General features: G+C 64.5%; 29 protein-coding genes and 1 pseudogene. 20 read left to right on the top strand and 10 right to left on the bottom strand.

All coding sequences use genetic code 11. The features are described from left to right. Positions 1 to 38 precede the first annotated feature (38 nt). Both ACQCSW_RS11285 and ACQCSW_RS11280 read left to right on the top strand, forming a co-directional pair. Positions 39 to 1,445, top strand: coding sequence for a class I adenylate-forming enzyme family protein (locus ACQCSW_RS11285; protein ID WP_426985940.1), 1,407 nt, complete (start codon positions 39 to 41; stop codon positions 1,443 to 1,445). 19 nt (positions 1,446 to 1,464) lie between these two features. Next, complete coding sequence (locus ACQCSW_RS11280; protein WP_426990672.1) at positions 1,465 to 2,664, top strand: thiolase family protein; 1,200 nt, start codon at positions 1,465 to 1,467, stop codon at positions 2,662 to 2,664. Positions 2,665 to 2,690: 26 nt separating this feature from the next. On the opposite strand, the gene ACQCSW_RS11275 is transcribed toward ACQCSW_RS11280, so the two are convergent. The 3 genes from ACQCSW_RS11275 to ACQCSW_RS11265 are packed head-to-tail and all read right to left on the bottom strand — an operon-like array spanning position 2,691 to position 4,664. After that, positions 2,691 to 3,314, bottom strand: coding sequence for an energy-coupling factor transporter transmembrane component T family protein (locus tag ACQCSW_RS11275; RefSeq protein WP_426985938.1), 624 nt, complete (start codon positions 3,312 to 3,314; stop codon positions 2,691 to 2,693). Beyond that, positions 3,311 to 4,027: an energy-coupling factor ABC transporter ATP-binding protein gene (locus tag ACQCSW_RS11270; RefSeq protein ID WP_426985936.1), complete on the bottom strand. Its 717-nt coding sequence runs from the start codon at positions 4,025 to 4,027 to the stop codon at positions 3,311 to 3,313. Before ACQCSW_RS11270 ends, ACQCSW_RS11275 begins: the two co-directional genes overlap by 4 nt. 7 nt (positions 4,028 to 4,034) lie before the next feature. Next, positions 4,035 to 4,664 (bottom strand): biotin transporter BioY, encoded by a 630-nt coding sequence (locus ACQCSW_RS11265; RefSeq protein WP_426985934.1) that lies wholly within the window; start codon positions 4,662 to 4,664, stop codon positions 4,035 to 4,037. Positions 4,665 to 4,946: 282 nt separating this feature from the next. On the opposite strand from ACQCSW_RS11265, the gene ACQCSW_RS11260 reads away from it, so the two are divergent. Beyond that, a complete protein-coding gene (locus ACQCSW_RS11260; RefSeq protein WP_056339851.1) occupies positions 4,947 to 6,545 on the top strand; it encodes an ABC-F family ATP-binding cassette domain-containing protein in 1,599 nt (532 codons plus the stop codon). A gap of 169 nt (positions 6,546 to 6,714) precedes the next feature. Here ACQCSW_RS11260 and ACQCSW_RS11255 read toward each other — a convergent pair whose 3' ends face one another. The 3 genes from ACQCSW_RS11255 to ACQCSW_RS11245 are packed head-to-tail and all read right to left on the bottom strand — an operon-like array spanning position 6,715 to position 8,315. Beyond that, positions 6,715 to 7,608 (bottom strand): SURF1 family protein, encoded by an 894-nt coding sequence (locus tag ACQCSW_RS11255; RefSeq protein ID WP_426985932.1) that lies wholly within the window; start codon positions 7,606 to 7,608, stop codon positions 6,715 to 6,717. Beyond that, a complete protein-coding gene (locus ACQCSW_RS11250; RefSeq protein WP_426985930.1) occupies positions 7,609 to 7,884 on the bottom strand; it encodes a hypothetical protein in 276 nt (91 codons plus the stop codon). Further along, complete coding sequence (locus ACQCSW_RS11245) at positions 7,881 to 8,315, bottom strand: DUF3099 domain-containing protein (protein ID WP_426985928.1); 435 nt, start codon at positions 8,313 to 8,315, stop codon at positions 7,881 to 7,883. Before ACQCSW_RS11245 ends, ACQCSW_RS11250 begins: the two co-directional genes overlap by 4 nt. 143 nt (positions 8,316 to 8,458) lie before the next feature. Between ACQCSW_RS11245 and fabG the strand changes: the two genes are divergently transcribed. Further along, on the top strand, positions 8,459 to 9,184 hold the full coding sequence (fabG, locus tag ACQCSW_RS11240; RefSeq protein WP_426985926.1) for a 3-oxoacyl-ACP reductase FabG: 726 nt from the start codon (positions 8,459 to 8,461) through the stop codon (positions 9,182 to 9,184). Between the two features lie 26 nt (positions 9,185 to 9,210). On the opposite strand, the gene ACQCSW_RS11235 is transcribed toward fabG, so the two are convergent. Continuing rightward, positions 9,211 to 9,384: a DUF5655 domain-containing protein gene (locus ACQCSW_RS11235; protein WP_426985924.1), complete on the bottom strand. Its 174-nt coding sequence runs from the start codon at positions 9,382 to 9,384 to the stop codon at positions 9,211 to 9,213. Positions 9,385 to 9,749: 365 nt separating this feature from the next. On the opposite strand from ACQCSW_RS11235, the gene ACQCSW_RS11230 reads away from it, so the two are divergent. The 4 genes and pseudogenes from ACQCSW_RS11230 to ACQCSW_RS11215 all read left to right on the top strand — a co-directional run bounded on the left by ACQCSW_RS11230 (position 9,750) and on the right by ACQCSW_RS11215 (position 12,344). Next, positions 9,750 to 10,502: an SDR family oxidoreductase gene (locus ACQCSW_RS11230; RefSeq protein ID WP_111908070.1), complete on the top strand. Its 753-nt coding sequence runs from the start codon at positions 9,750 to 9,752 to the stop codon at positions 10,500 to 10,502. Between the two features lie 42 nt (positions 10,503 to 10,544). After that, on the top strand, positions 10,545 to 10,673 hold the full coding sequence (locus tag ACQCSW_RS11225) for a ParB family protein (protein ID WP_426985922.1): 129 nt from the start codon (positions 10,545 to 10,547) through the stop codon (positions 10,671 to 10,673). Between the two features lie 595 nt (positions 10,674 to 11,268). Further along, positions 11,269 to 11,496 (top strand): annotated as a pseudogene (locus ACQCSW_RS11220) (Fic family protein); the annotation flags it as partial. A 239-nt stretch (positions 11,497 to 11,735) separates the two neighbouring features. Beyond that, positions 11,736 to 12,344 carry a Fic family protein gene (locus ACQCSW_RS11215; protein WP_426985920.1) on the top strand — a complete coding sequence of 203 codons (609 nt, stop codon included), beginning with the start codon at positions 11,736 to 11,738 and terminating at the stop codon, positions 12,342 to 12,344. Positions 12,345 to 12,565: 221 nt separating this feature from the next. On the opposite strand, the gene ACQCSW_RS11210 is transcribed toward ACQCSW_RS11215, so the two are convergent. Beyond that, positions 12,566 to 12,751: a hypothetical protein gene (locus ACQCSW_RS11210; protein ID WP_426985918.1), complete on the bottom strand. Its 186-nt coding sequence runs from the start codon at positions 12,749 to 12,751 to the stop codon at positions 12,566 to 12,568. A 438-nt stretch (positions 12,752 to 13,189) separates the two neighbouring features. On the opposite strand from ACQCSW_RS11210, the gene ACQCSW_RS11205 reads away from it, so the two are divergent. Continuing rightward, positions 13,190 to 14,389, top strand: coding sequence for an MFS transporter (locus ACQCSW_RS11205; RefSeq protein ID WP_426985916.1), 1,200 nt, complete (start codon positions 13,190 to 13,192; stop codon positions 14,387 to 14,389). 723 nt (positions 14,390 to 15,112) lie between these two features. Here the strand turns inward: ACQCSW_RS11205 and ACQCSW_RS11200 are convergent. Continuing rightward, positions 15,113 to 15,670: a TetR/AcrR family transcriptional regulator gene (locus ACQCSW_RS11200; RefSeq protein WP_426985914.1), complete on the bottom strand. Its 558-nt coding sequence runs from the start codon at positions 15,668 to 15,670 to the stop codon at positions 15,113 to 15,115. A gap of 115 nt (positions 15,671 to 15,785) precedes the next feature. Between ACQCSW_RS11200 and ACQCSW_RS11195 the strand changes: the two genes are divergently transcribed. From ACQCSW_RS11195 to ACQCSW_RS11170, 6 genes are all read left to right on the top strand, one after another. Further along, positions 15,786 to 15,977, top strand: a complete 192-nt coding sequence (locus tag ACQCSW_RS11195; RefSeq protein WP_426985912.1) for a hypothetical protein — start codon at positions 15,786 to 15,788, stop codon at positions 15,975 to 15,977. Further along, positions 15,977 to 16,552, top strand: a complete 576-nt coding sequence (locus ACQCSW_RS11190; protein WP_426985910.1) for a DUF2269 domain-containing protein — start codon at positions 15,977 to 15,979, stop codon at positions 16,550 to 16,552. The genes ACQCSW_RS11195 and ACQCSW_RS11190 overlap by 1 nt, the downstream gene beginning before the upstream one ends. Further along, positions 16,549 to 16,962, top strand: coding sequence for a hypothetical protein (locus tag ACQCSW_RS11185; RefSeq protein WP_426985908.1), 414 nt, complete (start codon positions 16,549 to 16,551; stop codon positions 16,960 to 16,962). Before ACQCSW_RS11190 ends, ACQCSW_RS11185 begins: the two co-directional genes overlap by 4 nt. Before the next feature lie 260 nt (positions 16,963 to 17,222). Then, on the top strand, positions 17,223 to 17,687 hold the full coding sequence (locus ACQCSW_RS11180) for a hypothetical protein (protein ID WP_426985906.1): 465 nt from the start codon (positions 17,223 to 17,225) through the stop codon (positions 17,685 to 17,687). A 134-nt stretch (positions 17,688 to 17,821) separates the two neighbouring features. After that, positions 17,822 to 18,292 (top strand): N-acetyltransferase family protein, encoded by a 471-nt coding sequence (locus tag ACQCSW_RS11175; protein ID WP_426985904.1) that lies wholly within the window; start codon positions 17,822 to 17,824, stop codon positions 18,290 to 18,292. Between the two features lie 399 nt (positions 18,293 to 18,691). Further along, entirely contained in the window at positions 18,692 to 19,477 is a 786-nt protein-coding gene (locus ACQCSW_RS11170) for a VOC family protein (RefSeq protein ID WP_426985902.1), read from the top strand. 45 nt (positions 19,478 to 19,522) lie between these two features. On the opposite strand, the gene serB is transcribed toward ACQCSW_RS11170, so the two are convergent. After that, a complete protein-coding gene (serB, locus tag ACQCSW_RS11165; protein ID WP_426985900.1) occupies positions 19,523 to 20,416 on the bottom strand; it encodes a phosphoserine phosphatase SerB in 894 nt (297 codons plus the stop codon). A 167-nt stretch (positions 20,417 to 20,583) separates the two neighbouring features. Here serB and ACQCSW_RS11160 point away from each other — a divergent pair, with 167 nt between their 5' ends. From ACQCSW_RS11160 to ACQCSW_RS11140, 5 genes are all read left to right on the top strand, one after another. Continuing rightward, on the top strand, positions 20,584 to 21,369 hold the full coding sequence (locus tag ACQCSW_RS11160; RefSeq protein ID WP_426985898.1) for an ABC transporter ATP-binding protein: 786 nt from the start codon (positions 20,584 to 20,586) through the stop codon (positions 21,367 to 21,369). Positions 21,370 to 21,387: 18 nt separating this feature from the next. Next, positions 21,388 to 22,173, top strand: coding sequence for a sulfite exporter TauE/SafE family protein (locus tag ACQCSW_RS11155; protein ID WP_426985896.1), 786 nt, complete (start codon positions 21,388 to 21,390; stop codon positions 22,171 to 22,173). Between the two features lie 7 nt (positions 22,174 to 22,180). Next, positions 22,181 to 23,005, top strand: coding sequence for a TrmH family RNA methyltransferase (locus ACQCSW_RS11150; protein ID WP_426985894.1), 825 nt, complete (start codon positions 22,181 to 22,183; stop codon positions 23,003 to 23,005). A 122-nt stretch (positions 23,006 to 23,127) separates the two neighbouring features. Then, entirely contained in the window at positions 23,128 to 23,385 is a 258-nt protein-coding gene (locus ACQCSW_RS11145; protein WP_111909496.1) for a type B 50S ribosomal protein L31, read from the top strand. A gap of 98 nt (positions 23,386 to 23,483) precedes the next feature. Further along, positions 23,484 to 24,575 (top strand): lipoate--protein ligase family protein, encoded by a 1,092-nt coding sequence (locus ACQCSW_RS11140; RefSeq protein WP_426985892.1) that lies wholly within the window; start codon positions 23,484 to 23,486, stop codon positions 24,573 to 24,575. Positions 24,576 to 24,759 lie beyond the last annotated feature (184 nt).

Below are 24,759 nucleotides of genomic sequence, written 5' to 3'. Positions count from 1 at the left end.
CACCACCGAAGCGGAGTCCGCCCGGTAAAGTTGGGACGATGCCTTTTCTCGACAGAATCCAGCGCTGGGCCGAAGAACGCCCCCATGACACCGCCGTTGTGGTGGCGGGCCGGCGCCTGCGCTGGGCTGAGCTCCGGGACGCCGCCGCGGCCGCACTTCCAGAGACGGCAGGTGTCACAGTCCTTGCGGAGGCCAACTCCGTAGACTTCGCAGTGAGGTTCGCCGCAGCCGTTGCCGGCGGGCGGCAATGCGCCGTCCTGGATCCGACCTGGCCGGCGTCCCTGCACCAGGAGATCGTTCAGCGGCTGGCGGAATCAGCCAAGCCGGGCAGAGTTTCCGCAGCGGATGCCTTGGCGGACGGGCCGCCGGACTCGACGTTCCTGATCGGACTCACGTCCGGCACCACCTCCGTGCCCAAGGCGTTTACCCGGTCGAGGCAGTCCTGGCGGCAGTCCTTCGACGCGTCCATTGACTTCTTCGGCCTCGCCCAGGACGATGTCACGCTCGCGCCCGGACCCCTCGCCGCCAGCCTTAACCTCTACGCCCTCGCTGAGTGCCTCTACGCGGGCTCGGAATTCCAGACGCTGGAGAGTTTCGACGTCGGTGATGTCCACGCCGCCATGACGCACGACGGCGTGACCCGGCTGATCCTCGTGCCCACCATGCTGCGGCTGCTGAGTGAGCGCGGCCTGACCGGCGGCGTCGATGCCTCCGGCATCCGGACCATCATCTGCGCCGGCTCGAAGCTGGACGCACGCACGCTTGAAGCGGCCCGGCGCTGGGCGCCGAACGCCACCATCTTCGAGTACTACGGCGCATCCGAATTGAGCTTTGTCTCGGGTGTGGGGCTGGCGGCGGGGAAGCTGCTGGACGCCGGGGGAACAGGCATCGGACACCCGTTCCCGGGCGTGGACGTCAGAATCCTGGACGATGACGGTTCCGAACTGCGGGACGGCGCAGCCGGCAATATCTGCGTGCGCAGCGGCATGGTCAGCAACGGCTACCTGTGGGGTGACGACGGCCAGGCGCTGCGCTCCTTCAACGGCTGGTTCACGGTGGGGGACCAGGGCTACCTCGCCGATGGCGAACTGCACATCCTGGGCCGGCGCGCCGACATGATTCTGACCTCGGGAAAGAACGTGTATCCGCACGAGGTGGAACTTGCCCTGGCGGCCGTGCCGGGAGTGGCTGCTGCGGTGGCTGCCGGAATCGCCGATGATCTCCGGGGCCAACGGGTGGTTGCAGGCGTGGTTCCGTCGCATGGCGGAGTCACGGCCATGCAGCTGAAGGCCGGACTCGAGAACATCCTGCCGCGGGACAAGCGGCCCCACCAGTACTTCGCGCTCTCCGAACTTCCAACCACGGACCGCGGCAAGGTCAGCCGGAACATCCTGCTGGACTGGATCGGCTCGCATGACCCAAGGGCGCGGCACCTTGACCGCTGACCTGCAGCCCCATGGCTTGATGTCCGGCGACCTGTTGCCCGCGGACCGGCAGCCCGTGATCATCGCGGCGCGGCGTACCGCGGTCCGGCGCGCGAACGGTGCGCTGAAGAAACTGCGTGCGCACCAGCTTCTCGCGCCGTGCCTGGTCGACCTCCTGGCAGACACTCAGGTGCCGGCCGAAGCGGTCACGGATGTGGTGATCGGCAACGCCGTGGGCGGTGGCGGCAACGTGGCCCGCCTGGCCCTTCTTGAGGCGGGCCTGCCGGTCAGTGTGCCGGGACTGACCATCGACCGCCAGTGCGGGTCAGGCCTCGATGCGATTGTCCTGGCCGCCCGGCTGGTGGCCGCTGGCGGCAACCCCGTGTATCTCGCCGGGGGAGTGGAGAGCATCAGCACGGCTCCGCTGCGGGCCTACCGGGACGACGACGGCGAGCCAGACTTTTTTGCCCGGGCCCAGTTTGTGCCGCACAGCTTCGGCGACCCGGATATGGGGGTCGCGGCCGAGAACGTGGCTGCCCGGTTCAGGGTCAGCCGGAAGCGGCAGGATGCCTCCGCGCTGCGCAGCCACCAGCGGGCACTGGCCGCCGCTAAAGCAGGATATTTCGCCGCAGAAATCACCACGCTGGAAACGCCGGCTGGACCCATCAGCGCCGACGACGGCCCCCGCGCCGGCCTGAACGCCGCCGTCCTGAACCGGTTCCCGCCCGCTTTTGTGCCAGGGGGGACCGTCACCGCCGGGAACTCATGCTTCGACGCGGACGCCGCTTCCGCCGTCGTCGTCACTTCATTGCAGCGGGCCCGGGAACTGGGAGCCACAGACGGGCTCCTGGTGCTGGCCACGGACACTGCAGGCGTGGATCCCGGGCAGTTGGGGATCGGCGCAGCGGTTGCCGCGGAGCGGCTCCTGCAGGCGAGGGGACTATCCGCGGCCAGTGTTGACCTGGTGGAGTTCAACGAAGCCTTCGCGTCCCAGACACTGGCCTGTCTGGACCAGTTGGGCATCGATCCGGAGCGGGTCAACCTTGATGGCGGGGCGCTGGCATTGGGCCACGCCTACGGGGCGTCCGGGGCGGTACTGGTGACCCGGCTTCTCGCGCAGGCTCGGCGTGCCGGGCATCATGGCTCCCTGGGGCTGGCCCTGATCAGTATTGCTGGCGGCATGGGCACGGCGGCGCTGCTGCGTTATGAGTTGCTGACCGGCAACCAACAGGTCCCCTAAGCCACGCAAGGAAGACGAACGGCCCGTCAGTCCTCCGCATCGCCCAGCCCGCGTGCGGCCAGCGCTTCGCCGGTCTGGCGGGCGAAGGCCACGGTGGTGATGAAGACGGGCAGCACGAGGGCACGCGGGTTGCGCTCAAGCCCGCGGGCCCGGGCGGAATCCCTGACGTCTGCGAAGGCGCCGGCGATATACGGGATGCTGCGGAGCATGATGGCGATGGTCAGCGCAAAGCGCTCAGGGTCCGCGCCAAAGCGGCGGAACGGAGTGGCGAGCGACACCACGCCGTCCAATATCCGCTGCATGGGCGTGGTGGCCGTCAGCAGGGACGCCGCCACCACGCAGACCAGGATGTTCATGACAATCCGGGCAGCCGTGGGTCCACCCAGCTGCCACCACTGGAACAGGCCGATGACCACCAGTACCAGGCCAACAGGACGGACAGCACTCACGAGCCGCTGGGGTCCGGCGCCCGTCAGGAGAAACAGTGCGCCGAGCGCGGCCAGCACCGCGGCGGAGACCAGCCAGTCGACCACCAGGAAAGACACCAGGCCGCAGCCCACCACCAGCAGGAACTTGCATGCCAGCGGCGTGCGGTGGATGACGGAATTCCCCGGGACGTAGTTGGCCAGCAGGAAGCCGTGCCCTCTCACGGCGCGGCCAGGCCGTTGGTGACCAGCGCCCGGTATGCGTCGACGGCCGCGGCAGGGCCGCCGTCGAACATCACGCGTCCCGCCTCCACCACCAGCACGCGGTCCATCTCCAGGGCGAGGTCGAGGTCGTGCGTGGACATCACGATCTGCTGGTCGAGGCCGGAAAGGGTGCGGCGCAGGAGTTCACGGTTCCGGAGGTCCAGGAGGGTGGACGGTTCATCCAGCACCAGCACAGCTGGGTTCACGGCCAGTACAGCGGCGAGGGCCATCAGCTGGCGTTCACCGCCGGAGAGTTCGTAGATGCTTTGGTCCGCGAGCGGCAGCAGGCCGAGGCGCTCCAGGGCCGATTCAGCCAACCTGCGCCGCTCCGCCCCGTTGCGCACCGGGCGGCGCAGCGAAAGCTCCACGTCCTCGCGCCCCGTAGGCATCACCAGCTGCGACAAGGGATCCGTGAAGACGAACCCCACCTGCCTGCGGACCGCCCGCACGGCTCGGACAGTATCGGCTCCCTCCACCGACACGGTGCCGGAACTTGGCTGGACCAGGCCGTTAATCAGCCGCAACAGCGTGGACTTGCCGGATCCGTTGGCCCCGATCACGCCGATGCGCTGTTCGGTCAGCTCAAGCGTGACGTCCTGGAGCAGGGGCTTCGGTTCCGGGCGGTTGTCAACGGCAACGGCCACTGAGGCCTGCCGGAAAGAAATAGTTGCCATAGCCGGACTAGTTGTTGATCCGCTTCACCCGGCGGACCAGGACGTCGGGAAACGCCCGGTGCAGTGCCACGGCGATCGCCGCGGCGAGGATGTTCTTAATCACGTCGCCGGGGTAGAAGATCAGGTCTGCAAGGAAGGCGTCACCCAGTGACGCTTTGGTGTTCAGGGCGATCCCGGCAACTCCGAGCGTGTGCACGACGGCGATGCTGGTGACCATCGCCGACGCGAAGAACCACAACGCCCGGGCACGTGAGGTGCGCCGGATCACTACGGTCGCGAGCCACCCGACCACGGCTGCTGCGATGGGGAAAGCAATGATGTAACCGGCCGACGGTCCGGCCAGAATGCCCAGGCCGCTGCGGCCCTGGCTGAAGATCGGCAGGCCGGCAAGGCCCAGGAGGGTGTACAGGCCGACGGCGGCGAAACCGCGGCCGGGGCCCAGCATCAGTCCGGTGAGCATCACCGCAAGGGTCTGGAAAGTGATGGGGACGCCGAACACGTTCGCCGCGATGCCGGGCACCATGGCGGAGCCCGCAACGAGCGCAGCGAAGACGGCGATCAGGCCCAGGTCGGTGGCGTTCCAGCGGCTCCGGAGGCGGGAAGCGGTGCCGGTCACGGCGGTGTCAGTCTGGCTCATGGGGTGTTCCTGTCGTGGTTGTACAAGCGAAGCATGGGGGTGATCCCGACGATACCGGCCGCCGTCGGGCGCCATTTTGTAGGGGACCTACTAAGCGGGACACCCGGGACTGACGGCAGGGCACAAACGTGGAGCCAACGCACGACGGCGGTGCAGCGGTTATGGCGTCAAGCTGGGGCCGGTAGACTTGGATAGGCCGTTCTGTCGGCCATTCTGCCGGCTGCTTCCAGACATCATCCGTTGAGCTGCGGCGTTTCCCTGTTGTGAAAGGCCTTACCTGCTGTGATTACTGTCCAGGATCTTGAACTGCGCGCCGGCGCCCGGCTCCTGATGGACCAGGTGAGCTTCCGCATCGACAAGGGCGACAAGATCGGCCTCGTCGGCCGTAACGGCGCAGGCAAGACTACCCTGACCCGGGTGCTCGCGGGCGAAGGCCAGCCCGCCGGCGGCAAGGTTACCCGCAGCGGCGAGATCGGCTACCTGCCGCAGGATCCCCGGACCCCGGACATGGAACAGCTGGCCCGCGACCGCATCCTCTCCGCCCGCGGCCTGGACATCGCCGTCAACAAGCTCAAGCAGACGCATGAGGACATGGCCAGCGAGGACACCGAGATCCAGCGCAAGGCGATGAACCGCTATGACCGGCTGGAATCCGAGTTCCTGGCCGCCGGCGGATACGCGGCCGAGGCCGAGGCCGCCGCGATCTGCTCCAACCTGGCCCTCCCGGACCGGCTGCTGAACCAGCCGCTCAAGACTCTGTCCGGCGGCCAGCGCCGTCGTGTGGAACTCGCCCGGATCCTGTACTCGGACGCCGAAACGATGCTCCTCGATGAGCCCACCAACCACCTCGACGCGGATTCCATCACCTGGCTCCGCGAGTTCCTGAAGAACCACCAGGGCGGCCTGATCGTGATCAGCCACGACACCGAGCTGCTCGAAGCCACCGTCAACAAAGTGTTCCTGCTGGATCCCAACCGCGCCAAGGTCGACTTCTACAACATGAACTGGAAGCGCTACCTGCTCCAGCGCGAAACGGATGAGCGCGCCCGCAAGCGTGAGCGCGCCAACGCTGAGAAGAAAGCCCAGGTCCTCATCGACCAGGCCAACAAAATGCGAGCCAAGGCCACCAAGGCCGTCGCAGCGCAGAACATGGCCAAGCGTGCCGAACGTCTCCTGGGCGGCCTCGAAGCCGTCCGCGCGACCGACCGCGTGGCAGCCCTGCGCTTCCCGGATCCGTCACCCTGCGGCAAGACCCCGCTAACCGCGGACGGACTCAGCAAGTCCTACGGCTCTCTGGAGATCTTCACCGACGTGGACCTGGCCATCGACCGCGGCTCCAAGGTGGTTATCCTGGGCCTCAACGGCGCCGGCAAGACCACGCTCCTGCGGATGCTTGCCGGCGTCGACAAGCCGGACACCGGCGAGGTCGTGGCGGGCCACGGCCTGAAGGTGGGCTACTACGCCCAGGAGCACGAGACGCTCGACGTGGACCGCACCGTCCTGCAGAACATGCGCTCCTCCGCCCCGGACATGAACGACGCGGAGGTCCGCAACATCCTGGGCTCGTTCCTGTTCTCCGGAGACGACGTCGACAAGCCTGCCGGTGTGCTCTCCGGCGGCGAGAAGACCCGGCTGGCCCTGGCCACCATCGTGGCCTCAAGCGCGAACGTGCTGCTCCTTGACGAGCCCACTAACAACCTGGACCCGGCCAGCCGCGCCGAAATCCTCGGGGCCCTGAGCAACTACACCGGCGCCGTCGTCCTCGTAAGCCACGATGAAGGTGCCGTCGAAGCGCTGAACCCCGAGCGCGTTGTGCTGCTGCCCGACGGCATCGAGGACCACTGGAACGAAGACTACCTGGACCTGATTACGCTCGCCTGAGTTTTCGTTCTCTGTTGAGCCCGCGCCGAAGGCGGGTGATTTGCCGCTTGCTGGCTCGTTCCTCGCCTCTGACGCGCGCTACACAAATCACCCGCCTTCGGCGCTTTTGCGTTAGTCGCCGATCAGCTCGGCCCAGTCGTCAGCGCACCTTGAGGTCCTCTTTCGAGCGTCAGTAGCCCTGGGCGTCCAGGAGGGCGTCTTCCTCTTCTTCTGCGGTCGCCTTCTTGCGCTTGCGGGCAACGGGCGGACGACGTCGGGCTGCCGCAGCGGCGGAGTGCATCGGGCTGCCCGAGTCGCGCGACCCGTCCTCACCCTCAAGCTCATCCTCGGCGTCGATCGCGGCATTCCTGGCCTGCTGCCGTGCGGCGTACCCGAAGCCCACAAACATCAGCACGCCGAACGCGAACCACTGCAAGGAATAGGACAGGTGCGTGCCTTCTTCGGTGGCCGGCTTCGGGAACGGGAACGGCATGTCAGCGGGGGCGGGAGATTCAGACGCGAGCTGTCCGTAGGCGCCAGTGAGCACGGGATATCCCAGTTGGTCCGCGTAGGTGGGGAGATCGATGGAAGCAAGCTGGCCGGCGGGGGCGCCACGGTCCAGTTGGGGTTCCCCGTGCTTGAGGCGGACGACGGCGGTCACGGGGCCGGCGGGAGGCGCCGGGACGGAATCGGGGCTGCCCGGGTTCTTGTTGCCGATGGGCAGCCAGCCGCGGTCAATCACCACGGTTTCGCCGGTCTCCAGCTTGAACGGGACAACCACCTCATACCCTGGCTGCCCGTTCAGCGGACGGTTGCGGACAATGCGCTGGCCGTCGGGATCGTAGGTGCCTTGGAGTTCCACCTGGGTCCATTCCTTCGACGGGTCCAGCGCAGAGAACTCGTCCCTTGCCTGGCCGAAGGAGATGGGTGTGGCGGAATAGTTGGTGACAACGCGGTTGATCTCCGCGAGGGTCTCTGCGCGGCGATCCATCTGCCAGCGGCCAAGGAAGACGCAGGCAGCGGCAAAGATGGCGGCCAGCAGGAGGTATCCCAGCCACTTGCTGGAAAAGAGGAAGCGGTACATTCAGCCGTCCTGCCCGACCGGCGCCTGGCCGGCGTCCTGCCCCGAATCCAAGATCAGGGTTTCCTTCCAGAGCCCGCGGGTCTGGAGGTAGTCTTCCAGCCAGTCACGGTGGTCGTCGCAGGCAAGCCAGGTTTTGCGGCGTTCCGGCGTATGGAGTTTGGGGTTGTTCCAGAGCAGTTGCCAGGAAGCTTCCGCGCGGCAGGCCTTGCGGGAGCACATGGCAGCCATGGCCGGCGGGGGACCAGCGGTCCCTGCAGCCAGGTCAAAAATGTTCATGAGGCGCGCCGTTCCTGTCCTTGCGTGGGGTCGTCGTCGTCATCAATGAGCTCGCCCTGGATGACCGCGGACGTGGAGCTGTCCTGTTCCGGCGGCCCGGACGGGCTTTCCAGCTCGGAAAGCGGAGCCGAGTCCAGCAGCAAGTCGCTGTGGACCTCCGCCTGGTCGCTGCCGTTCGCGATCACCACCGCGATCCACGGGAGCAAGACTGCACCGGCGACCATGACGAGCTTGAGCCAGCCGTCCACCACAAAAATGAGGATGAGGCAGACCATGCGGATTCCCATGGCAAGCGCGTACTTGATCATGCGCTGGCGCATGTCCTCCGAGTGGGCAGCCGCCGCGTCCGTAATGCTGTGGACCCCGGCATCCCCAGAGAACCTTTCGGGATCTCCGGGCACGGACTGTCCAGCATGGTTTTCAAGGGTCACGGCTGATTGATCACGCTCCAAAGGCTTGCCTCAATTCTCTCACCATCGGCAGTGGCGCCCAAACGCGGGCTAAGATCGGAGGCAGCAAAATCACACCCCGTCCTACCCGCGGCTGCACATGCCGCAGAATCCCGGAGCGTTTAATGTCTGAAGCAGCTACAGCGGCCCGCAGTGTCCTGATCACCGGTGGAAACCGCGGCATCGGCCTGGCCATCGCGCAGGCATTTGTGGCCAACGGGGACAAGGTGGCCGTGACTTACCGGAGCGCGTCGGAGCTGCCGGCCGGGATTCTTGGCGTGAAGGCCGATGTGACTGACGAGGCCTCTGTGGATGCGGCCTTCGCCGAGGTGGAAGCTGCGCACGGTCCCGTTGAGGTCTTGGTGGCAAACGCGGGAATCACCAAGGACACGCTCCTGATGCGTATGAGTGAAGATGACTTCACCTCGGTGATCGACACCAACCTTACTGGCGCCTTCCGCGTCATCAAGCGCGCCTCGAAGGGCATGATCCGGATGCGCAAGGGCCGCGTGGTCCTCATTTCCTCGGTCTCCGGCCTCTATGGCGCGCCGGGTCAGATCAACTACTCCGCCTCCAAGGCCGGTCTTGTGGGCATCGCCCGGTCCCTGACCCGCGAGCTGGGTTCACGCGGAATCACAGCAAACGTTGTGGCCCCCGGATTCATTAACACGGACATGACGGCGGAACTGCCCGAGGCCACACAGAAAAGTTACCTCGCCGGTATTCCTGCCGGCCGGTTTGCCGAGGCTTCGGAAGTGGCGAACGTGGTCCGTTGGATTTCCAGCGACGAGGCGGCCTACATTTCCGGCGCCGTCATTCCCGTTGACGGCGGACTTGGCATGGGCCACTGACCACGGAACACTAACCAAGAGGGTGCTCAGGCGGCGTCGTCGAACGCTTCCCTGAGCCAGGCAGTGACCCCGGCGTCGACGTCCCCAGGGGTGTTCAGTTCCAGGTGGTGCATCCACACGCCGTGGGACGGATGGGCCACTTCCTTGAACCGGGACGACTCAACCTGCCGGGAGAGTGCGATGGAGAGAACCGCCGGCACCCTGGTCTTGAGGTGCCGGCGTGGATTCCAGACGCATGCGAAGCCGCGCCGGTTCTCCGGAAGGCCACCTGGCTGGTTGTGGTGCGCACGGTGGCCGCCACGGCGTTCATGACGGCGTCGTGGGCTGACTGGCAGAGTGGAAGTCCGACAGGTGAGTCGCTGAAGACCTTCTCCGGTGTGGACGCCGTGCCGGCTCTGCCCGTCATAGTGGGAGCATACGCCGGGCGGAACGCCGCCGGGAGGCTTCGCGGAACTAGCGTGAACTGCCTTCTTTGTGGGGGTCACACAAGCGAATGCGGGGCAGTCGCTGGCATGATGGACTCCAGACCTCAAGCGATTTAGACGTTTCAAACAAAGGAGCCCATATGGGACTGCTGGACAACAAAACCGCCATCGTGACCGGATCCTCACGGGGAATCGGCGCGGAAGTGGCCAAGAACCTCGCTGCTGAGGGCGCCGCCGTCGTAGTTAATTACCGCCAGAAGGCGCCGCGCGCCAACAAGGTTGTCGCAGGAATTGAAGCTGCCGGCGGCCGCGCCACGGCCGTAGGTGCGGACCTCACCAGCCAGGAAGGCGTGCAGGCACTGGCCAGCGCGGCCATGGAGAACTTCGGTTCGCTGGACGTCCTGGTGCTCAACGCTTCCGGCGGCATGGAGTCCGGCATGGAAGATGACTACGCCCTGAAGCTGAACCGCGATGCGCAGGTCAACATGCTCAACGCTGCCGTGCCCCTGATGAAGGAAGGCTCACGCGTGGTCTTCGTGACCAGCCACCAGGCCCACTTCATCAACTCCGTGCCCACCATGCCCGAATACGAGCCCGTGGCCCGCAGCAAGCGTGCCGGCGAGGACGCCCTGCGTGAGCTCCTGCCGAACCTGGCGGAAAAGGGCATCTCGCTGGTGGTTGTGTCCGGCGACATGATCGAAGGCACCGTCACGGCGACGCTGCTGGACCGCTCGAACCCGGGCGCCATCGAAGCCCGCCGCGCCGAGGCCGGAAAGCTTTACTCCGTGGAGGAGTTCGCTGAAGTTGTGGCCAGCATGGCTACGGCCGACGTCGAATCCGGCCACACGGAGTACGCCGGCGGCGCCGACTACTTCGGCAAGGGCGCCGAGTAGCGCTTCCGGGCATCCCATAAAGGGCCAGTTGTCCACGCGGCAATGGATCGGAGCTGGTCCGACTTCATCTCCCGGGCTGTCCTTATGGAAATGGAACGACGCGAACGCCTCTATAACGGGGGCAGGGCGGCTGCACAGTCTTTTGTGCGTGGGCCGCGTCTTAACATGTGAGACGAACGGGGTCGTGGCTGTTAAAAGATGAGAACCCCTGTGAATCCAGATGGTGTCTAAGCCGCTGGATTGCCAGGAGTTCTCGCCTGTCATCGTCTCATCCTTGCCCTTTTCATTGACGAATTCGCTGCGGTAGGTGTGGCGGGGGTTGATCCGGGCAAGGTTCTTGCTGCTTTGTGTGGTTTGTACGCTAAGGCCGCGTCGAGGCAGGTAACCACTGGGCCGCAGCTTGTCGATGGAAGCTGGCCATGGTGTGGTCCGAGTGCGTCGTTGATCTCTCCACGGCGCCACTTTTGCTGCACGCTCGTAAGTCGGATCTCAGCGGCCATTGCCCTTTTTCGCTTCTCTGGTCGCCGAGGTCTCGCCAGCTTTGGAAGGTGCTTTTCGCGAGATCCGGGAGCCGGCGTTTGGAATAACGCAGAAGACCGAGAAGTCATAACAATGGATAAGTGAATAAGCATTGGTAAACTCGATCCATGTCCAGGTTTGAGGAGAAGTCGCCCTGGCCGTCGCTTGGCTATGAAGAACGGCCCTGGCACAGCGTCCAGACGAGTATGGCTCACGAACGCAAAAGGGTCTGGCCGCGGGTCCGTACTTGGCGGCGGTCCCCGCATTCATCGCCGATCAGTCAATCTCGCTCGATAGCGAGCTGCACGCGCTGACTGAAGAGGCCGCGAGCGAGCTGGCCCGTTTCGATGCAGAAGTAGGTCAAATTGCGGCACCATTCGCGTCCGTTCTCCTGCGCACCGAGAGCGCCTCCAGCTCGGAAATCGAGAACCTCACGAGCGGCGCACGGCAGATCGCCTTGGCGGAGCTCGGTGAGCACGCCTCGAAGAATGCGCAGCTCATCGTCGGCAACGTCCGAGCCATGCAGGCAGCTCTTTCCCTGTCCGAGTCCATCGACGGCCACGCCATCCTGGAAATGCATCGCGCACTGCTTGAGCAAAGCAATCCAGACATCGTCGGCCATTGGCGTGACCAGCAGGTCTGGATTGGTGGCGGGAGCCTCGGACCGCACACCGCGCAGTTTGTCCCTCCCCATCAGGATCGGGTCCCGCGCTCATGGACGACCTCTTCGCCTTCGTTAATCGCGTCGACCTTCCCGTTCTCGTTCACACCGCGATCGCTCACGCCCAATTCGAGACAATCCACCCGTTCCTCGATGGCAACGGGAGGGTCGGTCGCGCCCTCATCCAGTCGATGCTGCGCGGCGGGCAGCTCACTCGAAACGTTGCCGTTCCTGTCTCCGCAGGTTTGCTCCACAACACCAGCCAATACTTTGATTCCCTGGGTTCGTACCGGTCCGGCGACATCGCCCCGGTTGTTCGTTCAATCGCCGAGGCATCCTTCGCGGCGGTGCACAACGGCCGTATCCTCGTCGACGACCTGGAAATCGTGCAGGTCGAATGGCGCGGGCGCATCAGCGCGAGACGAGACTCGGCAGCCCACCGGCTCGTGGACGTTCTCCTTCGCCAACCCGTGATGGGCGCAGCCGCAGCCGCAGCTCAGCTTGGCATATCGACCGTCAACGCTCAGGTCGCTATCGACCGCCTCGTTGACGCCAACATTCTGACCCAAATCACAGACGGACGACGAAACCGAATTTGGCTAGCGAAGGACGTCGTTCAGGTCCTTGACGAGTTCGCCGCCCGAGCAAAGCGGCGCCGATAGTCGGACGGTGAACGGACGCACTCTGAGCCGACCGAGCGCTGCCCGGTTTGGAGTACAGCTCCTGCCCGCAACGGAACCTTAACCGGGCACCTTCCACAGCCCAAAGCGGACGTCTCATTCCAAGGAACTGGGAGGCCGTTAGGAAGCCTCAGCTCAGAGGAAGCGGATTGCCGGGTGAAGCAGGGCAAAAAGCCAGCGCCCTGCCTCACCCGATGAGCAGGTTAGGAAACCTTGCGGAAATGATCTACTTCCACATCGTTCTCTGCGACACCGAAGCCCGAGAACATGCGCAGGTGGTGCTTGCCGAGGTAGATGTCTTTCTTCTCTTCGAAGAAGTCCATGTCGTACCAGACGACGCCGAAGTCTACTTTTCCGCCTTTCGACGCCCTGCTTCGTTTCTGCTTCAACGAAGGTCCAGTCGTATGCTGCCGGCGTCTCGGCCAGACGGTCATCAGAGGCGGCCAATTCGGCCAGGCACTTCTCCATGGCGGCATCGGACGGAAGGGTGATCGAGATCTTTGAGTGTGCGACAGCCTTGCGGCCGCGGATCCGGCTAGGTACCGAACCTCCCCATAGCCACGATTTCGCGCTTCACGCCGGTGTAATCGATCACGTCTGTCATTTGGGTCCTTTTCCCTTGGATGAAGAGTGAGCCAGCCGGCCCCCTGTCGAAGGCCAGGAGAACCCACATATCGGTTCGTCAATGGAATGGACAAACATTCGATATGACAGTTTCGTTTGCACAAAAGCATGTAAAGTTCGGCTCGACGGCGGCCCCTTTAGGAAGTTGAGAGTGCGTGGAAACCCAGAAATCTAGGACCGGCAGCGGTGCGAAGTTGAACCTCTTGGCTTTTAGCCAGGGCCTGTCCAGCCTCGGGGGATCCATGACGACAGTGGCGTTGATGCTGGCCTTCCAGACAGTTGGCGCCTCGACCTGGGCAGTGACGTTGCTTCAGGTACTGAGCCTGCTCCCGAGCGTGGTTCTTGGCCCCTTGGTGGCCCCATGGCTGGATCGAATTGAAATCACGAAGATCCTGACGGCGACTCTGACGCTAAGAGGGTGTATCGGAATTGCCATCGCTTTCACCACCGACGTCACAGCCCTGCTCGTGCTGCTCGGAACCGCCTCCGTCGTCTCCGTCATAGATGGACCGGCCATGACTCTGCTGGTGCCTAAAGTTCAAAAGCCAGGCCTCGAACCAGTCACCGCCTATGCCCGTATGGAGACGTTCCGCAGCATGGGCATAGTCTTGGGCCCTTTGCTGGCAGGCCTGCTCGTGGACCAGCTGGGAAGCCGTATCGTGTTACTGCTCGACGCCGGATCGTTCCTGCTGGTCGCTGCAGTCATTGTCTTGCTTGGTGTGCGCCGGTACCCGCCAGAGAACAAACGGCCAACCCAACCCTCCTGGTTCGCGCAGGTCGCCGCCGGCCCGCAATCAGTTGGCAAAGATGCCCTTGTTCGGACCGCGACGCTTTCCTTGGCTGGAGCGATCATCTTCACCGCGCTCTTGACTGTCGCGCAGCTCTACTTTGTCCGTACCGACCTTCAAGCCTCGGCAACCATCTACGGAGGCATCGTAGCGGTGCACGCGCTAGGACGTTTCCTGGCCGCCACGTTCATCGCTCCAAAGATTCCGGTGGTCCACCAGCCCAAGATGCTCTTCTACTCAGGAATGCTGATGGGTGCTGCTCTGCTCACCGTAGCCCTTGGCCACAGCATCATCTTGGCCTTCGTCGGATTCCTCCTCACCGGCGCTGCCAACTCCCTTCAAGCCCTGGCCATCCGGAGCATCGTCCATGACCGCCTCGATCACTCAACGCTGGGCAGGGCCTTCTCCTCCATAGGAGCACTGAACAACGGGGCGACACTCCTCGGAGCAACCGCAGGTGCCCCACTAGTAGCCATCCTGGGCGGCGCAGGAACCCTCGCGATCGCAGGTCTAGGAACGATGGCAGCAACCCTCGCAGCCGGGCCGCGCCTCATCCGCAAACCAGCACAGAAGAAAACAGATGCAGGAGAGCGAGATCCTCAACCTGTTGGCTAGGGGTGCGGGGTGTCCCGCCAAAAAAATGTTCCGGTTCCAAGGAACTGGGACGGTGCGCGGCGGCTACTCCCCGGCGGCGCTCTGATCGGTCGGTGGCGGGTGTCATGCCCGATAGACGATCGGCTTACAGGCAGGTCCTGCTCACGTGATGCTATTTCAGAGCGCAGTGACATTCCTACTTTCTTTGTGATCCAGAGTTTATGCAGCGGTTCCCGTTCGCTTCCCTGGGAAGTGGTGATCCCGTGCGCCCTCAGAGGGGACTCCTCAGCGAGTTCCCCGAGCACCCGGCCCCTCACCGAACTCACCCAGAGAAGATCACATGCCCTTCACATCACAAGACTCCACTGCGCCCTCTTCACCCGTACTGAACAGAGAGTCGTTGCGCCCTGATTGCAGCAACTGCTTCGCACTCTGCTGCACGGCCCTTGGCTTCTCCCGCACAGCGGACTTCGCCCTCGACAAGCCCGCAGGAACTCCCTGCCAGAACGACAGTCTGCGGCCACGGGGTTTCCGAGGATGTACAGTCTTCGACTGCTTCGGAGCCGGCCAGAACGTCTCCCAAAACCTCTTCCAAGGGACCAGTTGGAAAGCAAGCCCAGAAACAGCAAAGGAGATGTTTCCGGCGTTCAAGATCGTGGGCAACCCGACCCTGCTGGAGCGCTGGGGGCAGCGGCTGAACCATTTCTCGACGCCGGGCATGCCGATGAGGATCAGGGTGGCGGCTCAGGACCTCGGCCGCAGGCTGTCCAGCGTAAGTTGGACGAGTCGATTCACGGCTGCCCTCGACGGCGACTCTGCGGCCGCTGTGAGGGCGTGGAGACAGTAGCTTGCGAGTTCCTGTGGTGCCATGTCGTCGCGGATAGCCCCGGATTCGGCGGCGCGACGCACTACGTCCTGCATGAATATATCTTGTCGTTGCCGGACACCGTCGTGGTGCATGATCGCGGCCATGGCCGAATTGTGGTGCTCGTAGGTCATCAGGGCGTGAATGTGGAGCACTGCCTCCAACTGGTGGCCCGCATCGCCTCCCGCCTGCGTGACCGCGGAGAGGTGTTCGAGGTGGCCGGCAACCTGGCGGTCGTGCCGGGCGAGAAGTATTGCTTCGACATTCGGGAAGTACTTGTAGAGGGTCGCGCGCCCGATACCGGCTTCCTGGGCGACCTGCGACATGGTCACCGACAGCAGCCCATGTTCGGACACCAGGGCCGCCGCGGCGTCTAGGATCGCCTCCCGCACCGCACCGCGGTGCGCCTCGATTGTCTCGTTCCACAGCTTCGGCACCACCCCAGTATACGAGACGGCGACGGCGTGACACTCTGTCTTGATTGAGACAAAGTGTCGCGATAAAGTAGTGCCAGCGCAGTAAAAACCGCGCATGGCAGAAGAGGATACCTCCATGGCTGACTTGCCCCCTGACTCCGACACCAGTGATGGCTCCAACCCCGACACCGGAGTGAGGCGCCATCGCGGACCGGTCGCCGGCGCACCACGCTGGGTGAAGGTGTTTGGAATCATCGCCATCGTCCTGGTTCTGTTGTTTGTCATCAGTCACCTCGCCGGCGGCGGAATGGGCGGCCACACGCCGTGATGACCATGACACCCCGCCTCCGCAAGGTCGCGCTCACCGCGCATGTCCTTTCCTCAGTCGGCTGGTTCGGCGGGGTCGCTGCCTTCCTGGCTCTCGCCGTCGCCGGCCTGACCAGCCCGGATGCTCAGGTCGTGCGGGCCGCCTATCTCGCGATGGGGCTGACAGGCTGGTTTGTCCTTGTCCCGTTGGCACTCGCATCGTTGTTCACCGGGGTTGTCTCTTCCCTGGGCACCACCTGGGGCTTGTTCCGGTACTACTGGGTCTTGATTAAACTCCTGATAACCGTCCTGGCTACGGTCGTTTTGCTGGTGCACATGGGACCAATTAGCGGTCTTGCAGACGCTGCGGCAGAAACGACATTGTCCGGTGCCAATCTCCGCGGGCTGAGAATCCAGGTCGTGGTCCAGGCCGGTGCCGCCCTGATGGTTTTGCTCGTGGCAACGGCGCTGTCGATATACAAACCGCGTGGCATGACCCGGTACGGGCAACGAAAGCAGCGTGGAGTACTCCAGCCCGCAACCGATGCCGACCAGGCAATGCAGAAGCACCACAACCCCAAAAGGAGAATCCAATGACCCTCAACAGCAATCCAGGCGAAACCGCCACCCAAGTTGTCGGCATGATCGCCGCCCTCTCCCACATCGACAGCGCTGGCTTCCATGGCATCGACACGGAGCTCCGGGGAGAATCGCCCACCATCGACGAGTTTTGGTCCAGCCGCGCACGGGCCGCCCAGATCGCGGCCGCCTCCATTTCCTGGCCAGACGAACTCCGGCCGCAGGCGAAATCGTTCAGTGACGCCGCCGGGCGGCTGGCCGCGGCGCTCAGTGCGGGCGATGCCAAAGCTGCCGCTCACCCCGCAAGGGAAGCCCACGCTGCCTGGCACACCCTGAACACCCCGGCCTGGAGCTACCTTGCGAAGACCGCCGGCCTTCAGAAGGCAGGCGACACGAACCAACACCAGCATCAACATCAGGCGCCGTAAGTGATCGAACCGTTCCCCACGCGTGCTTTGTAAGGCTGGTCCAGTCGGCTGAAGTTTCATCGTCTCGGACCCAAATCGCCCGTTTCCGCTACAAACCCGCCAGCTCGTTGAAGAGATTTGTGAATCGCAGAGGTATTTGGCGTGGGCGCCGCGTGTTCGTGGATGCGAGGTGGAGGAGTGTTCATCGCATGGGGCATGGCAGCCGTTGGATCATGGGGGCAGACCGCATTCCCTCGCGCCGGACTCTGTAGTCTGTGCACATGTCGACTGTGTATGTGGTGGGGCTCGCCGTCGTTGTCCTGTCGTTGTTACTCTCGCGGCTTCTGGTGCCGGGACTGCCCCCGAAAAGGCTGGCAACCCAGCTCACCCCCGTGGAGCTGGGCCTGACAGCGGCAGGTCTGGCGGGTCTGATTCTCCATTGCGCTTCGATGTTCTTCGAGCCGCTGGTTAGCGTGATTCCGGGAAGCGCAGCCGTGATCACCCAGATCAATGCGATGGGCCCGGCAAGCGTGGCCTGGTACGCCGTTCCGTCACTGCTGCTTCTTTCCGGCCTTCGGCGAGAAAACAAGGCGGTCACCGCGCTCTTTGCGGCCGCGCTGCTGACAGTCGGTATGACCATGTACAACGGTGCGGCACTGTGGATTCACTTGGCCGCCGTCTTTGCGGCCGTTGTCGTGACTTCGGCGATCCTGCTGCTCCTCACCAGGCCTCCGCGGCGGGCCTGAGCTACGGAAGCGTCAGCAGAGGTCGGTGCGGGGCCGGTCCCGGTGTGGGAAACGAGCCGCGTTACCATCATCGAAACGGGAACCGGGGACGGTCCAGAACGTTGTCAAAGGGCGGTAGTGTCGGCTTCGTGGGCGTGAACGAACCGGCATATCTGCTGCGCGAGGCTCGGACCGATGACCTCGCCGGCGTGGTTGGGATCTGCCGGGACAGCGGAGGATCGACATGGACTGCCGAGATGATCGCCCGGGAGCCGATCAGGACGGTCGTCGTTGCCACCGTAGGCGGGGACCTGGCCGGCGTTGCGAAGACTCATCATCATCCCGAGGCCGACGGAGCGGCTCCCGAGGGGCACTACCTCGGAGGGATCCTTGTGGCACGCCAGTGGCGTCGCCGGGGTATCGGAACCATCCTCACCAAAGCGAGGCTCGACTGGATCTGGGAACGGTCGGACATGGCTTTCTACTTCGCCAACAAGCACAACACCGCTTCGATCCAGCTCCACAAGACGCTGGGCTTCCAGCCGATCGCCACGGCCCCGACCTTCCACGGAGTCACCGCCGATGGGCAATCACACCTGATCCTCTTCTCGGCCAAAAGACACTGAGGGTTCCCCCGGTGAGAAGATCCCTCAACGCAACGCCTCGCCGTGCAGCGGCCGATTGGCGCTGCGAAAAGCGCGCCAAATAGCTCTGTAAGTCACAACCAACCTCCGACGCACCGGCCGTCCCGTCTTGAACAGGATCCTTTGCTGAGATGGCATTGGACGAGTGGCCGGGGTCCGTCAGCTCCTAAATCGCAACTGACTACCAGCCAGGGAAGACCAAAACCCATCATCACGACGAGCTCCGGGCAGCACTTCCTGCCCGGAGCCCTTGTCTGTCGCGAAGCCCAAACTGTGCGTTTTGAGGGCGTTGTCTACGGGGGCAAGGCCGCCTGGAGTTTTATGCATGACACAGCAACGAGAGGTGACGGGCCGTAGCTATCCGGCGGGTTTTCCCTGTGGGTGGGCACCCAGCAGCCTGGCGTGGAGGCCGCCATGCACTTCTACGGCGGACTCTTCGGGTGGGTGTTCGAGGACACCGCCCCGTCCGGCGCCACTGGCAGGTATGAACTAGCCACCCTTGACGGCCAGGAGGCCGGCGCGATCACGGGCCCCGGAACCGGTGTCGCCGCATGGAACACCTACGTCTCCGTCGACGAAGCGGATGCTGCCACGCGCCACCTGCTCTCTGTCGGCGCAACACTGAAATCGGCTCCTGCCCATACGGGCTCAGGAGGCGTGCCGGCGGTGCTGGCGGATCCCGAAGGCGCCGAGTACCGTATTTGGCAGGCCCGCGGGCGACCCGGTGCCCAGGCGGTCAACCTTCCCGGCGGATGGAACTTCAGTGACCTCCACACAACAGACACCGAGGCAGCGGCCGCCTTCTACACGAAGGCATTCGACTGGCAGTTCGACAACCTCGACTTCGGAACGATGATCCGCCGCCGCGGATACGGTGATCACCTCGAGGCCACCGTCGACCCCAACATCAGGGTTCGCCAGTCGGGCGACCTCGTCCCCGCGGCTTCGAGGACGCTGTTGCCTGGCTTGTCTCGGCGGCGCCCGGTGAGCGACCGCACTGGCACGTGCCGTTTACTGTCGCAGACCGGGACCGTACGGCCAGGGATGCGGAGCGCCTCGGCGCCGTCATTCTGGGGCAGGACGATACCGAGGACACGCACCGTCCTGATCCGGGATCCCGGCGGAGCCGTATTCACCGCGAGCCAGTACACGCCGCCGACAGGCTGAGCGGACCCGGTTCGTGGACCCGGCCGGCGGGACGGAGCCTGAGGCTCAAACGCCGGCGATGTGGCGCACGGCGTCGAGATACGGCATGTTGATCGCAGAGTCCGCAACTGCCCGGACCGCAGGTTTGGCATTGAACGCCACTCCCATCCCGGCGGCCCCGAGCATGTCCAGGTCGTTGGCGCCGTCGCCCACGGCAATGGTGTGTTCCATCGCGATTCCTTCTGCGGCCGCCCACTCGCGCAGGTACTTTTCCTTCGCCGCACGGTCGATGACGGCACCGAGCACCTTGCCGGTCAGGGCGCCGTCCACAATCTCAAGTTCGTTCGCCAGCCAGTAGTCCAGGCCCAGATCCTCCGCGATGGGACCCAGGATCTGGTTGAACCCGCCGGACACCACGGCCACCACGTGGCCTGCAGCCTTGAACGCCGCAACCAGCTCAACGGCACCTTCGCTCAGCTTCACTTCCGCCCGGACGGAATCGACGACGGCGGCCGGCAACCCTGCGAGCACGGCCACCCGCGCGTGGAGGCTCTGCGCGAAGTCCAGTTCACCGCGCATCGCCGCTTCGGTGACTGCCGCCACCTCCTCCCGCTTGCCCGCATAGGCCGCCAGGAGCTCGATGACTTCCTGCTGGATCAGCGTCGAATCAACGTCCATGATCAACAGCTTCCGCGGAGCCGCACGCAGGCCAGCGGGAACGATGGCGGTGTCCAGGCCATCCTGCGCCGCCTCGGCCACCGCCCTGCGGAGGGCGGAAATGCCGGCGTCCGTGCCATCCGCGACGGCGAGTTCGGCAGTGTGGACCTCAAACCGGCTGTCCCCGCCCCTTGATTCGGATTGGAGCGTGGCACCACTGCCCGTCAGGGCGGAGCGCAGTTTGTCGAGCCCGGAGGCAGTCAGTTTTGGGCCATAGCTGACCGCAGTCACGTTCGAAGTCATGGCTGCAATCTTAGCCAGCGGGGGAGAGCCGCCCGAATTGATTGCGCCACGTTGATGGCGAACCCGTGGGCCAGCCAGCAGACGGGCCGTGGCCGGGACTGTGACAAGCGTCGCTGTCCACGTTTCAGTTATCAGTCCGTCCCTGTTTTGTCCTAGTGTCTACTCCTATGAGTGATGTTCTTGAATTGGCCGCCGTCAGCGTTGTCCGTGGGTCTAAGACGCTCCTGAACAAGGTGGACTGGCAGGTCAAGGAGGGCGAGCGCTGGGTCATCCTGGGACCCAACGGCGCGGGCAAGACCACTCTCCTTCAGATTGCTGCAGCCCGTCTTCACCCCACCAGCGGCATGGCCGGCATCCTGGAGGAAATCCTCGGCTCCGTGGACGTGTTTGAACTCCGTCCCCGTATTGGACTGTCTTCCGCCGCACTGGCCAATCAGATCCCCGGGCACGAAACGGTCCTCAACGTCGTTGTCACCGCGGCGTACGGCGTTACGGGGCGCTGGCGTGAGGGCTACGAAAAAGCTGACGAACGCCGGGCCTTCCGACTGCTGAATGACTGGGGCATGGGTCCGTTCCTGAACAGGGCTTTCGCGTCCCTGTCCGAGGGTGAGCGCAAGCGCGTCCAGATTGCCCGTGCCCTGATGACTGACCCGGAACTCCTCCTGCTGGACGAACCTGCCGCCGGCCTGGACCTGGGTGGGCGCGAGGACCTGGTGCACCGCCTCACCGAACTGGCCCGTGATGACGCCGCTCCGGCCATTGTCCTGGTCACCCACCACCTCGAAGAAGTGCCGCCCGGCTTCACCCACGCGATGTTGCTCCGTGAGTCCAACGTGGTGGCGGCCGGACCCCTTGAGGGTGTGCTTACGGCGGAGCACCTCAGCAAGACCTTCGGCGTGGAACTCGACGTCACCGTCAACGCTGGCCGCTACACCGCCACCGCCCGCCGCTAGGCCCCGGCGCCGCCCACCGTGGATCTTCTCAGCAGCATCTTTGTGTTTTTTGCCGGCCTGTGGGCCGGCACCATCAACGCCGTTGTAGGCTCCGGCACCCTGGTCACCTTCCCGGTCCTGATCGCCCTCGGCGTCACTCCGGTGGTCGCTTCCATGAGCAACGCGATGGGCCTTGTGGCCGGCACCGCAGCGGGGGCGTGGGGCTACCGCCGCGAGCTCAAGGGCCGCGGCTTGCAGCTGCTGAAGCTCCTCCCGGCGTCGCTGCTGGGCGGCATCACCGGAGCCTGGCTGCTGCTGCACCTGCCGGAGAAGGTCTTCCACTACGTCGCGCCGGTCCTCCTGGTCCTTGCCCTGCTGATGGTGGTGTTCCAGCCGCGGCTGCAGGCCTGGGTCCGCAATCGCGAGGAGAACCCCGAGCATGCCGTGCGTGACAAAAGGCACGGCGTCCTCCTGATTGTGCTGGTGTACCTGGCCGGCGTCTACGGGGGCTACTTCGTGGCCGCCCAGGGCATCCTCCTGGTGGGCATCCTGGGCGTGTTCCTTACCGGCACCATCCAGAACGCCAACGCCATGAAGAACATCCTGGTCCTCGGCGTGAACCTCGTGGCCGCGGTTTCCTACCTTCTCTTCGCCTTTGACCGGATCAACTGGCTGGTGGTGCTCCTGATTGCCGTGAGCTCCACGATCGGCGGCCTCCTGGGATCCAAGGTGGGACGGCGGCTGTCCCCGGCTGTGCTGCGGACTGTCATCTTTGCCCTCGGCCTGATGGCGCTGGGCTTTATGATCGCCAACCTGATGAAATAATCAGCCCGTGACAATCCACTACCTTCAATCGGCCGAGGATCCCCGGGTCTCCGACTACACGCAGCTGACGGACGTTCACCTGCGGAAGCTCCGTGAACCGGCTGAAGGAATGTACATCGCCGAATCCTCTCGGGTCCTGCGCCGGGCGTTGGCGGCCGGCCACCGGCCAAGGTCGTTCTTCCTGGCGCAGAAATGGCTGGCTGACCTGGAGGATGTCCTCAGTGCCTATCCGGACGTTCCCGCATTCATTGGCAGCGCCGCCCTGCTCGAAGAGATCACCGGATTCCACCTCCACCGCGGCGCCATGGCAGCCATGCAGCGGCCGGAACCGGTGCCGCTCCACGATCTGCTTGCCGGCGCACGCCGGGTCGCGGTCCTGGAGGACATCGTGGACCACACCAACGTGGGCGCCATCTTCCGGTCGGCCGCGGCCCTGGACATCGATGCCGTCCTGATTTCGCCGCGCTGCGGCGATCCGCTCTACCGCCGCAGCGTCCGGGTCAGCATGGGAACGGTCTTCCAGGTGCCCTGGGCGCGGCTGGAGTCCTGGCCGCAGGACCTGTCGCTGCTCAAGGAAGCCGGCTTCACGGTGGCCGCGCTGGAACTCACCGAAGACGCCGTGGACGTGGACGGGCTCGCCGCGCGCAATCCGGACCGGCTGGCCCTGGTGCTCGGCACCGAAGGCGCAGGCATGAGCGCAGAGACGCTTGCCGCCGTCGATCTCGCCGTGAAAATCCCTATGCGCACCGGCGTGGACTCCCTCAATGTAGCGGCGGCCTCCGCCGTGGCGTTCTGGGAACTCCGGCCCCGCGGTTCGCAGGGTCCGGATTGATCAGCTATTATTAACAGCTGGCTGTCCTGCGCTTCTTGCCTTGCGGCATTGAAGCAGACACCAGCCATCCCATTCATACCTGGCAGCTGGCAAAATCCAGTTGTGCGAACAAAGGCCCCATTATGAAGTCTGATATCCACCCGAAGTACGAAGCTGTTGTTTTCAACGACCTGGCTTCCGGCGTCAGTTTCCTGACCAAGTCCACCGTGTCTTCCAAGAAGACCATCGAGTGGGAAGACGGAAACACCTACCCGGTTATCGACGTCGAAATCTCCTCCGAGTCCCACCCGTTCTACACGGGCAAGCAGCGCATCATGGACTCTGCAGGCCGCGTCGAGCGCTTCAACGCTCGCTTCAAGGGCTTCGGCGGCGCGAAGTAATTCACTTCACCCCCCAGGTTCTTTGGAAAGCCCGCACCGGCAACGGTGCGGGCTTTTTGCGTTTCGGGAGGCGCTGATCGTGGGGCAGGATGGATGCCATGACTGCCTCACCATTTGCCGCAGAAGACCGCCCCCGCAGCCGCCACGGTGAGTACAAAGTCCCGGGCGGCAAACTTGTGGTGGTGGACTTCGACGTCGTGGACGGCGTCCTCGCCGACGTCTCCCTCAGCGGCGACTTCTTCCTCGAACCCGATGAGGCGCTGCCGGCTATCAACCGGGCGCTCACCGGCCTCCCGGAAAGCGCGACGGCGGCGGAGCTTTCCGCGGCCGTCACCGGTTCGCTGCCTTCCGGCGCTGTCCTGTTCGGCTTTTCGGCCGATGCCGTGGCCGTCACTGTCCGCCGTGCCTTGGCGAGGGCAACGTCCTGGACTGATCACCACTGGAACATCATTGCCCCCAGGGTGCTGCCTACGTACGTCAACGTGGCCCTGGACGAGGTACTGACCGAAGAGGTGGGCGCAGGCCGTCGCAACCCCACCCTGCGGTTCTGGGACTGGGAGGAGCCCTCTGTGGTGATCGGCAGCTTCCAGTCCTTTCGGAACGAGTTGGATCCCGACGGCGTGGCCCGGCACGGCATCAGTGTGGTCCGCCGGATCAGCGGCGGCGGAGCGATGTTCATGGAGGCCGGCAACTGCATCACCTACTCCTTGTACCTGCCGCAGACGCTGGTGGACGGGATCAGCTTCGCGGACTCGTATGCGTTCCTGGACGCCTGGGTGATGGCCGCCCTCGAGAAAATCGGGGTGACGGCGTTTTACGTACCCCTGAACGACATCGCCACGGACCAGGGCAAGATCGGCGGAGCTGCGCAGAAGCGCCTCGCCAACGGGGGCATGCTGCACCACGTCACCATGAGTTACGACATCGACGCCGACAAGATGGTGGAGGTGCTGCGCATCGGTAGGGAGAAACTCTCGGACAAGGGGACGCGCAGCGCCAAGAAGCGGGTTGATCCGCTGCGCAGGCAGACCGGGCTGGCCCGCACGGAGATCATCGCGGCCATGATGGACGTGTTCAGCGAACGGTACGCCGCCACCCCGTCGGAACTCACCGCCGCCGAACTCACTGCCGCCAGGGACCGGGTGGCCACCAAGTTCGGCACCGAGCAGTGGCTACACCGTGTCCCTTGACGCGGGTTTGTGCGGGCACGCCATGCTGGATCTGCCAAGAGGGCGCGGCTTGTGAATTCGTGAAATATCCGACGCTAAGGGCGGGTGGGCGTCGGAGCGGGGCAGTCCCAAACCAACCGACTGTCTGACATCCGTGACACACCTCAAACGCGACGCCCGCCAAATATGGGGCAGCACGCTGGAG

This window comes from Pseudarthrobacter sp. Y6, from assembly GCF_050156205.1.
In the GTDB taxonomy this organism is placed as follows: Bacteria; Actinomycetota; Actinomycetes; order Actinomycetales; family Micrococcaceae; genus Arthrobacter.
The sequence above is the reverse complement of the archived record's forward strand: the minus strand, read 5'-3'. Positions and strand labels throughout refer to the sequence as shown.

Coding starts and splice junctions, on each gene's coding strand:
- ACQCSW_RS11185 (WP_426985908.1), top strand. CDS start 16,549: ATGACCCTCAACAGCAATCCAGGCGAAACCGCCACCCAAGTTGTCGGC.
- ACQCSW_RS11250 (WP_426985930.1), bottom strand. CDS start 7,884: ATGAACATTTTTGACCTGGCTGCAGGGACCGCTGGTCCCCCGCCGGCC.
- ACQCSW_RS11160 (WP_426985898.1), top strand. CDS start 20,584: ATGAGTGATGTTCTTGAATTGGCCGCCGTCAGCGTTGTCCGTGGGTCT.
- serB (WP_426985900.1), bottom strand. CDS start 20,416: ATGACTTCGAACGTGACTGCGGTCAGCTATGGCCCAAAACTGACTGCC.
- ACQCSW_RS11180 (WP_426985906.1), top strand. CDS start 17,223: ATGTCGACTGTGTATGTGGTGGGGCTCGCCGTCGTTGTCCTGTCGTTG.
- ACQCSW_RS11225 (WP_426985922.1), top strand. CDS start 10,545: ATGGATCGGAGCTGGTCCGACTTCATCTCCCGGGCTGTCCTTATGGAA.
- ACQCSW_RS11215 (WP_426985920.1), top strand. CDS start 11,736: ATGGACGACCTCTTCGCCTTCGTTAATCGCGTCGACCTTCCCGTTCTC.
- ACQCSW_RS11270 (WP_426985936.1), bottom strand. CDS start 4,027: ATGGCAACTATTTCTTTCCGGCAGGCCTCAGTGGCCGTTGCCGTTGAC.
- fabG (WP_426985926.1), top strand. CDS start 8,459: ATGTCTGAAGCAGCTACAGCGGCCCGCAGTGTCCTGATCACCGGTGGA.
- ACQCSW_RS11190 (WP_426985910.1), top strand. CDS start 15,977: ATGACCATGACACCCCGCCTCCGCAAGGTCGCGCTCACCGCGCATGTC.
- ACQCSW_RS11255 (WP_426985932.1), bottom strand. CDS start 7,608: ATGTACCGCTTCCTCTTTTCCAGCAAGTGGCTGGGATACCTCCTGCTG.
- ACQCSW_RS11265 (WP_426985934.1), bottom strand. CDS start 4,664: ATGAGCCAGACTGACACCGCCGTGACCGGCACCGCTTCCCGCCTCCGG.
- ACQCSW_RS11230 (WP_111908070.1), top strand. CDS start 9,750: ATGGGACTGCTGGACAACAAAACCGCCATCGTGACCGGATCCTCACGG.
- ACQCSW_RS11145 (WP_111909496.1), top strand. CDS start 23,128: ATGAAGTCTGATATCCACCCGAAGTACGAAGCTGTTGTTTTCAACGAC.
- ACQCSW_RS11280 (WP_426990672.1), top strand. CDS start 1,465: ATGTCCGGCGACCTGTTGCCCGCGGACCGGCAGCCCGTGATCATCGCG.
- ACQCSW_RS11285 (WP_426985940.1), top strand. CDS start 39: ATGCCTTTTCTCGACAGAATCCAGCGCTGGGCCGAAGAACGCCCCCAT.
- ACQCSW_RS11195 (WP_426985912.1), top strand. CDS start 15,786: ATGGCTGACTTGCCCCCTGACTCCGACACCAGTGATGGCTCCAACCCC.
- ACQCSW_RS11140 (WP_426985892.1), top strand. CDS start 23,484: ATGACTGCCTCACCATTTGCCGCAGAAGACCGCCCCCGCAGCCGCCAC.